The 6,109-nt window shown below is 43.8% G+C and carries 7 protein-coding genes; 5 read left to right on the top strand and 2 right to left on the bottom strand.

Annotated features, from left to right (window positions below; genetic code table 11):
* Positions 1–151, top strand: a 151-nt coding sequence (locus VCHENC03_RS28230; RefSeq protein ID WP_009707617.1) for a transketolase-like TK C-terminal-containing protein, incomplete at its 5' end; no start/stop codon positions are given.
* A gap of 51 nt (positions 152–202) precedes the next feature.
* Here VCHENC03_RS28230 and VCHENC03_RS03305 read toward each other — a convergent pair.
* On the bottom strand, positions 203–439 hold the full coding sequence (locus VCHENC03_RS03305; RefSeq protein WP_009707616.1) for a hypothetical protein: 237 nt from the start codon (positions 437–439) through the stop codon (positions 203–205).
* 198 nt (positions 440–637) lie between these two features.
* Between VCHENC03_RS03305 and epd the strand changes: the two genes are divergently transcribed.
* The 4 genes from epd (at position 638) to mscS (ending at position 5,546) form a co-directional block, all read left to right on the top strand.
* Entirely contained in the window at positions 638–1,675 is a 1,038-nt protein-coding gene (epd, locus tag VCHENC03_RS03310) for an erythrose-4-phosphate dehydrogenase (protein ID WP_005436486.1), read from the top strand.
* A gap of 153 nt (positions 1,676–1,828) precedes the next feature.
* Positions 1,829–2,989 carry a phosphoglycerate kinase gene (locus VCHENC03_RS03315; protein WP_005436484.1) on the top strand — a complete coding sequence of 387 codons (1,161 nt, stop codon included), beginning with the start codon at positions 1,829–1,831 and terminating at the stop codon, positions 2,987–2,989.
* Positions 2,990–3,144: 155 nt separating this feature from the next.
* The gene (gene fbaA / locus VCHENC03_RS03320; RefSeq protein WP_005449757.1) at positions 3,145–4,221 is read left to right on the top strand and encodes a class II fructose-bisphosphate aldolase; all 1,077 of its coding nucleotides are present in this window, start codon (positions 3,145–3,147) and stop codon (positions 4,219–4,221) included.
* 458 nt (positions 4,222–4,679) lie between these two features.
* Positions 4,680–5,546, top strand: coding sequence for a small-conductance mechanosensitive channel MscS (gene mscS / locus VCHENC03_RS03325; protein ID WP_005436480.1), 867 nt, complete (start codon positions 4,680–4,682; stop codon positions 5,544–5,546).
* Positions 5,547–5,609: 63 nt separating this feature from the next.
* On the opposite strand, the gene VCHENC03_RS03330 is transcribed toward mscS, so the two are convergent.
* Entirely contained in the window at positions 5,610–6,092 is a 483-nt protein-coding gene (locus VCHENC03_RS03330; RefSeq protein WP_009707615.1) for a YbaK/EbsC family protein, read from the bottom strand.
* Positions 6,093–6,109: the final 17 nt, after the last annotated feature.

Below are 6,109 nucleotides of genomic sequence, written 5' to 3'. Positions count from 1 at the left end.
TGCTGACTTCTGGTACAAGTACGTTGGCTTCGACGGTCGCATCATCGGTATGACAACATTCGGTGAATCTGCGCCAGCTGACCAACTGTTCGAGATGTTTGGTTTCACTGTAGAAAACGTAGTGAACACAGCAAAAGAACTGCTAGCGTAAGCTTACGAAGATAAAAGAAAAACCGAGCGTTAATGCTCGGTTTTTTTGTGCCTACTCAAATTCTTTTCCCCAGTTATCCTTCTCTTTGCGCCCACATTCCTTACAGGTGACATAGCGATCCATATCGTAATAGTGACCGCCGTTCAGCAGGGTATGAGCCCAAAGCTTTAACGTTCCAAGAATTGATTTATCCGTATCATAACGACTTGGTTTACGGACCAGCACTTCAGAGTGTGGTGTTTCTCTATTGCATCGCTTGCAAAAGTGAGCAGCGGGAAAACCTGACATACGCATTTCCTTTGGTGGTCAAACAAGGAGCTAAAGTGCCAAGCGAAACACGTAACGTCAGAGCTCAATATATTGGTGATATGAATATTCCGGGAAGTGAAAAGATAGTTTACCGCGAGTGAGATCACTTACTTAATGCGCTCAGCCTCCGTATCAGGTACTATCTGTGACACGAATTTTTGGTGAGGCGAAGGATAAATGCTAAAAGTTGCGATCAATGGATTTGGACGTATCGGTCGTAATGTACTGCGAGCAGTATATGAGAGCGGTAAGCATCAGCAGATAAAAGTTGTGGCGGTTAATGAACTTGCGCAACCCGAAGCGATGGCACATCTTCTTCAATATGACACCAGTCATGGCCGCTTCGGAAAGAAAATCTCGCACGACCAAGAACACCTCTATGTTCACCACGACAGTGGAGAATACGATCCCATTAGAATCCTTCACCTTGCTGAAATTGAACTCTTGCCATGGCGTGACTTAGAAGTCGACATCGTGCTCGATTGTACTGGTGTTTTCGGCTCACAAGCCGATGGCCAAGCTCATATTGAAGCGGGCGCGCAAAAAGTTCTGTTTTCACACCCTGGCGCAAGCGATCTCGATAACACCATTATCTACGGTGTTAACCACGAAACCCTCAAAGATGAACACCGCGTGGTGTCCAATGGTTCATGTACCACCAACTGTATCGTTCCTATCATCAAAGTATTAGATGAGGCCTTTGGCATTGAGTCTGGCACTATCACCACGATTCACTCTTCAATGAACGATCAGCAAGTTATCGACGCTTACCACAATGATTTACGCCGTACGCGTGCAGCCAGTCAATCCATCATTCCAGTGGATACTAAGTTGCATAAGGGTATTGAAAGAATCTTCCCGAAATTTTCCAACAAATTCGAAGCTATTTCGGTTCGAGTTCCGACAGTTAACGTCACTGCGATGGATTTAAGTGTCACAATTAGTACAAATGTGAAAGTTAATGACGTAAATCAAACCATTGTTAACGCATCTCAGTGTACATTACGTGACATTGTTGACTATACTGAATCGCCGCTCGTTTCCATCGACTTTAACCATGATCCCCATAGTGCAATTGTGGATGGAACTCAGACAAGAGTGAGTAACGGGCAACTCGTTAAAATGCTCGTTTGGTGCGATAACGAATGGGGCTTTGCTAACCGGATGCTGGATACCGCCTTAGCAATGCAAGCTTCTTCACAAGTGGAGCAATAATGGTGAAGAGGCGATGGAGAAATTTTTTATTTTAAGCCTTGAAATAAATCTGACGTATCTCCATATCAGTAACCAGTTTGAAGAATTAACGGGCTTGGCAGGATTGCCGAGTTTTTAAAAACTTTAATTATTTAATATTTGAGAGGACACATCATGTCTGTAATCAAGATGACTGACCTGGATCTTGCAGGTAAACGTGTATTTATCCGTGCTGACCTAAACGTGCCAGTAAAAGACGGTAAAGTAACTTCAGATGCACGTATCATCGCATCTCTTCCAACTATCAAGCACTGTCTAGAAGCAGGCGCTAAAGTTATGGTTACTTCTCACCTAGGTCGCCCAACTGAAGGTGAATACGCTGAAGAGTTCTCTCTACAACCAGTAGTTAACTACCTAAACGACGCACTAGACTGCGAAGTTAAACTAGCGAAAGACTACCTAAACGGTCTAGAACTAAACGCTGGTGAACTAGTTGTTCTAGAAAACGTTCGCTTCAACAAAGGCGAGAAGAAAAACGAAGAAGAACTGTCTAAGCAGTACGCTTCTCTATGTGACATCTTCGTAATGGACGCATTCGGTACAGCTCACCGTGCACAAGCATCTACTCACGGTGTTGGTATGCACGCAGACGTAGCATGTGCTGGTCCTCTACTAGCGAACGAACTAGAAGCTCTAGGTAAAGCAATGGACAAGCCTGCTCGTCCAATGGTTGCTATCGTAGGTGGTTCAAAAGTTTCTACTAAGCTAACTGTTCTTGAGTCTCTATCTAAAATCGCTGACCAACTAGTTGTTGGTGGTGGTATTGCTAACACATTCATCGCAGCTGCTGGTCACAACGTTGGTAAGTCTCTATACGAAGCAGACCTAGTTGAAACAGCTAAGAAGCTAATGGACGAGTGTGCAATTCCAGTAGCAACTGACGTTGCATGTGCGAAAGCATTCGACGAGAACGCAGAAGCTGAAATCAAGCACGTTTCTGAAGTACAAGACGACGACATGATCTTCGACCTTGGTCCAGATTCAACTGCTGAACTAGCAGAAATCCTTAAGAACGCTAAGACTATCCTATGGAACGGTCCAGTAGGCGTATTCGAATTCAAGAACTTCGAAGCAGGTACTAAAGGTATCTCTGAAGCTATCGCAGCTTCTGAAGGTTTCTCTGTTGCAGGTGGTGGTGACACGCTAGCAGCTATCGACAAGTTCGGTATCAAAGCTGACGTATCTTACATCTCTACTGGCGGCGGCGCTTTCCTTGAGTTCGTAGAAGGTAAAGTACTTCCAGCAGTTGAAATGCTAGAAGCACGCGCTAAGTAATAATCGCAAAGCGGGGGAGTCATCTCCCGCTTTCTTGTTTGCTGCAACGAGAGTGGAACTCTGCTAGAATAGCCTCAGTTGTGAGCAAACGTTTGCAAGATTTTTCAATTTAACAAGTTTTGTTTAAAAAACGACAGATAAATAGGATTACATCCATGTCTAAGATCTTCGACTTCGTAAAACCAGGTGTTATCTCTGGCGATGACGTTCAGAAAGTATTTGAAGTAGCAAAAGAAAACAAATTTGCTCTTCCTGCAGTAAACGTTGTTGGTACTGATTCTGTAAACGCAGTACTAGAAGCAGCTGCAAAAGTTAAAGCTCCAGTTGTTGTTCAGTTCTCTAACGGCGGTGCTGGTTTCTTCGCTGGTAAAGGCGTGAAACTTGAAGGTCAAGGTGCTCAAATCCTTGGTGCTGTAGCTGGTGCTAAATACGTTCACACTGTAGCTGAAGCTTACGGTGTGCCAGTAATCCTACACACTGACCACGCTGCTAAGAAACTTCTTCCATGGATCGACGGTCTACTAGACGCTGGTGAAGAGTTCTTCGCTCAAACTGGTAAACCTCTATTCTCTTCTCACATGCTAGACCTTTCTGAAGAGTCTCTAGAAGAAAACATCGAAACATGTGCTAAGTACCTAGAGCGCATGGCTAAGATGAACATGACAATCGAGATCGAACTTGGTTGTACTGGTGGTGAAGAAGACGGCGTTGATAACTCTCACATGGACGCATCTGAGCTATACACTTCTCCAGAAGACGTTGCTTACGCATACGAGAAACTAAGCGCTGTTTCACACCGCTTCACTATCGCAGCTTCTTTCGGTAACGTACACGGCGTTTACAAGCCAGGTAACGTTGTTCTAACTCCAACTATCCTACGTGACTCTCAAGCATACTGTGCAGAGAAGTTCGGTATCGCACCAAACGCTCTAAACTTCGTATTCCACGGTGGTTCTGGTTCTACTGAAGCAGAAATCCAAGAGTCTATCGGCTACGGTGTTATCAAAATGAACATCGATACTGATACACAGTGGGCAACTTGGGATGGTATCCGTCAGTACGAAGCTGACAACCACGATTACCTACAAGGTCAAATCGGTAACCCAACTGGCGAAGACGCTCCAAACAAGAAGTACTACGATCCACGCGTATGGCTACGTGCTGGTCAAGCTTCAATGGTAGCTCGTTTAGAGAAAGCATTTGCTGACCTAAACGCAGTAGACGTACTATAATTCGTCTCAACTGAGTTTCTAAAAACCCGCTCTTAGAGCGGGTTTTTTTATGTCTAAACAATGAGACAGCCTAGATTCTCCTTCCTGTAGCAATTGATAACTAAATCAACTGCTATATGATCACCGCACTTCATATCCCTTCTGTTTTTGGCGCAAATTTCGAAACTCAGCGCATTTCCGCACCAAGTGGCATAAAACCAAGTAAAAAGTGTGGCGAAATGTAAATCCATTGCGTACTCTGTAACATGCCAGTATCAGAAAAATCTGATAAAGCTTTGTTTTGTAGGTCTTTGCTAAACTCTGACTTTGCAAAATTTCAGTTTTGAGATATTGTGCCAAAAATCTGACACTGTTCAGGAAAACAATAGGGATGTTGTTGTGAATAAGAACCTATAAAAAACAAGGTTCATAAATTAACGGCAATTAGATTTAATATCTTTATTTTGAGGATACGAATTATGGCAGGTGAATCGATGGGTATCGATACCTCTTTAACGGATGGTTTGAGCAAAGCTGAAACATGGCTAAATAACAACTCAGATCTTCTTATTCAGTACGGTGTGAACATCATTTCTGCACTGCTGATCCTATTTATCGGTAACATTATCGTTAAAGCGGTAGCAAACAGCGTTTCAAAAGTGCTTGAAAAGAAAAAGATGGACAAAGCTGTTGTTGAATTCGTCAATGGTTTAGTTCGTTACCTTCTATTTGTTATCGTACTTATCGCGGCACTAGGCCGTGTAGGTGTTCAAACTGCATCTGTAGTTGCGGTAATCGGTGCGGCAGGTCTTGCTGTTGGTCTTGCTCTACAAGGCTCACTATCTAACTTTGCAGCGGGCGTACTAATTGTTGCATTCCGTCCATTCAAGTCTGGTGACTACGTAGAAATCGGCGGTGTAGCAGGTAGTGTTGAAGCAATTCAAATCTTCCAAACTGTACTAAAAACACCTGACAACAAAATGGTTGTTGTACCGAACTCATCAGTTATCGGCGGCGCAATCACGAACTACTCTCGCCACGCTACGCGTCGTGTAGACCTAGTTATCGGTGTTTCTTACAGCGCTGACCTTAAACAAACTAAGCAAGTTATCCGTGACGTGCTAGAAAAAGATGAGCGTATCCTTAAAGATCCAGCAATCCAAATTGGTGTACTGGCTCTAGCAGATTCTTCAGTAAACTTCGTGGTTCGTCCATGGTGTAAAACCGCTGATTACTGGGACGTTTACTTCGATTCTACTCAAGCAATCAAAGAAGCGTTGGATGAAGCAGGCATCGAAATTCCATTCCCACAAATGGATGTTCACTTGAACAAAGTAGAAGCTTAATCCCTTCGATTGAGAACATGAAAAAGCGAGGCAATGGCCTCGCTTTTTTTATATCCCAATTTTCTAAAGTTCTAACAGAGTGTTACTGCCAGCAAGGAGCAGACGCTTAAGCTCGCTACCTGCAAAGCCAAAGGTTAACTCGGGTAAACCTGGTGTATAGAGCAACTCTTCATGTTGGTAGAGTGCTGTATCAACGATAATGGTGACATGTTCAGGTAAGCCAATAGGGCAAACTGCGCCGGGCACACAACCTAGTTGCTCAATCATTTCATCGTCGTTGCAAATTGAAGGTCGTTTACCAGTAATGGCTTTGATTTGCTTGGAGTTTAAACGCGAGTCCTTGTCGGTTAGGTACACGGCATAACCTTGTCCTTTTAGCTTGAGAAAAAGACTCTTAGTATGCGTGCCTGTCCAACCGAGTTGTGCGGCGACTTTGACGTCGGTTTCGAAGTCGAGAATGGCTTCGTGTTGCCATTCTCTAAAGGGGATGGAGAGCGCATTGAATCGCTCTCGGTTGATTTGATGGATTTTTTCCAGTGACTCCATGTCGTGTTTCTTTCCTA

The sequence above is a fragment of the Vibrio sp. HENC-03 genome (assembly GCF_000305755.2).
GTDB classification, from domain to species: Bacteria; Pseudomonadota; Gammaproteobacteria; order Enterobacterales; family Vibrionaceae; genus Vibrio; species Vibrio owensii.
This window is presented reverse-complemented; position numbering and strand designations above follow the sequence as displayed.